Annotated in this window: 2 protein-coding genes; one reads left to right on the top strand and one right to left on the bottom strand. The window is 35.2% G+C overall.

Annotation, left to right across the window (positions count from 1 at the left end; translation table 11 throughout):
• Positions 1-148 precede the first annotated feature (148 nt).
• Complete coding sequence (gene ytvI / locus V7183_RS24315) at positions 149-1,267, bottom strand: sporulation integral membrane protein YtvI (protein WP_097898394.1); 1,119 nt, start codon at positions 1,265-1,267, stop codon at positions 149-151.
• Positions 1,268-1,694: 427 nt separating this feature from the next.
• On the opposite strand from ytvI, the gene V7183_RS24310 reads away from it, so the two are divergent.
• Positions 1,695-2,156: a DUF441 domain-containing protein gene (locus V7183_RS24310; protein ID WP_335361123.1), complete on the top strand. Its 462-nt coding sequence runs from the start codon at positions 1,695-1,697 to the stop codon at positions 2,154-2,156.
• Positions 2,157-2,300: the final 144 nt, after the last annotated feature.

The raw sequence follows: 2,300 nt of genomic DNA, 5'->3' as shown, positions 1-2,300 counted from the left end.
GTAATAGTATTCTCAATGAGAGTATTTTACGCAAAAAACAAGGGAATTATCCATAGCAAATAGATAATTCCCTTGTTTTATTTGGTTGCGAATAAAAGTTACCGAGACAAATTGAGTGGAATGCTTTATCCCGTATAAGCCCCCAAAATCATTTTAATGGTGATCCTTTAATAAACTTCCATAAATCATGAAAGACATGAGCTTTGTGCAATGTGTTTAATAGTACTAATGTAACGGGACCTATGATTAATCCTAAAAAACCATAGAGCTTAAATCCGACGAATAAGGCAATAAGTGTTGGTAATGGATCGAGTCCGATATTGGATGATAGTACTTTTGGTTCCATGAGTTGTCTTTGGACAATTACGACGATATATAAAATGAGAAGCCCGATTGCGAACGCTGTATTTCCTGTGAAAAATACATATATAATCCAAGGGACAAAGACGGCCCCCGTTCCTAAATAAGGAAGTAGATCTACAACACCCGTAATGAGCGCGATTGTAATTGCGTATGGTACGCGTAAAATTAAGAGTCCAACTAATACAATGATGGTTGTCATAGATACGAGTGTGAGTTGTGCCTTTACAAATCCAAATAGCGCTTTCCTTAAATCAACAAAAATAGTCTTTCCATATCCGTGTACGCGATTTGGGAGAAATCGTCTTACTTTATGAGCCAGTTTATGCCAATCGAAACTAATAAAGAAAGTTGCTAATAAGACGAAAACAAGGACAGTTAAAGTTCTTGGAAGTGCGCTGATAAAATTGGTTAATCCACTAATAATAGCGGTTAACAGTTCTTTCATTTGTTTTGTAGCGTCTGTTCCTAGGTTTTGAATGTTTTGTGTAATTGTAAATTGCTGTGATTCCCCGAGATGATTAAATTTAGAAATTAAATCATCATAGAGAGGCATAATATTATTAAGTGCAAATTGTTGTGCATATTGGAAGATGGTTGGAAACTTGTCAGTAACAACTTGTAGCAAGTAGGTTGTGGCGGAAATCGCTTCTGTCACAAGGTATGTAACGAGTCCAACGATGGCACCGAACACGAGAATTAAACTGACGAGTACCGCTAATGCACGAGGGAATTGTAGTTTTTGATTGAGAAAATTGACGACTGGATTGATCAAATAAGCAAATGCTAAGGCGATGATAAAAGGGTATATAAGACCAAAAACATATAGAAGGACATAAAATCCAATTACTGTTGCTACAATGACCGTAATAAGTCGTAATAAGATGTATAGTGAGTTTCGATTCAAAGGTGCTGACCTCCCATTCCAAATTGTAATATGTTATAGTGGAATGATGGATTTATCCTGCTATTTGCGGGCGTTATGACACACCTTAAGCGGTGGAACCATCTGCTCGTAAAAGCCTGATGGTGAGGGCTAACCAACAGCAATGATGTTCTTTTTTCTGTGTGGAAAGAACCTCACTTTATCTCCTTTTTATTTTACCTGTTTCTTATCAGAAAAGAAAGGAGAGTAATCTGTTTTCGCGGTCAGTATAAATATTTCATTCTGGTTTGAGTTTTAAAATATAAAAGTTCTATTTGTAATCTGTTATGCTTTGCTGACTGATTTATAGCAATGAACAAATACACCGCTCTATAACTTGTATAACGATGTGTTTAACGGTAATTTTGTTTGGAAACAGGTTCATTATTTTCAGAAAGGAAGTGCAATCATGATTAGTCAATCAACTTTATTTTTATTCATACTACTTATTGTTGGACTTATTGCTAAAAATCAATCACTTACAGTAGCTGTTGGTGTGTTATTTTTATTAAAGTGGACGTTTTTAGGAGATAAGCTTCTTCCATATTTACAAACGAAAGGAATTAATCTTGGGGTAACGGTTATTACAATTGCCGTTCTTGTTCCAATCGCTACAGGTGAAATCGGCTTTAAGCAGCTGGGGGAAGCAACTAAATCTTATTATGCATGGATTGCATTAGCTTCAGGGATAGCGGTTGCTCTTTTGGCAAAGGGTGGTGTGCAATTATTAACAAGCGATCCACATATTACAACAGCTCTCGTATTTGGAACTATTATTGCAGTTGCATTATTTAATGGAGTCGCTGTAGGACCGTTAATCGGAGCTGGAATTGCCTATGCTGTGATGAACATTATACAGATGTTTAAATAAAAAATTTTATAGTAATATAAATTTTTTGAATTCTTTCCATTCACAAAAGTCAGATAATTGTATATAATAGAGCTAGAAAAACTTTTTACAAGGTTACATAACAGCGAAGACTTACACCAGATAAAATAAAAACAACATAAAACA

The organism is Bacillus sp. JJ1127 (genome assembly GCF_036965845.1).
Lineage (GTDB): Bacteria > Bacillota > Bacilli > Bacillales > Bacillaceae_G > Bacillus_A.
Note: the sequence above shows the minus strand (reverse complement) of the source record. Positions and strands in the feature narration are given on the sequence as shown.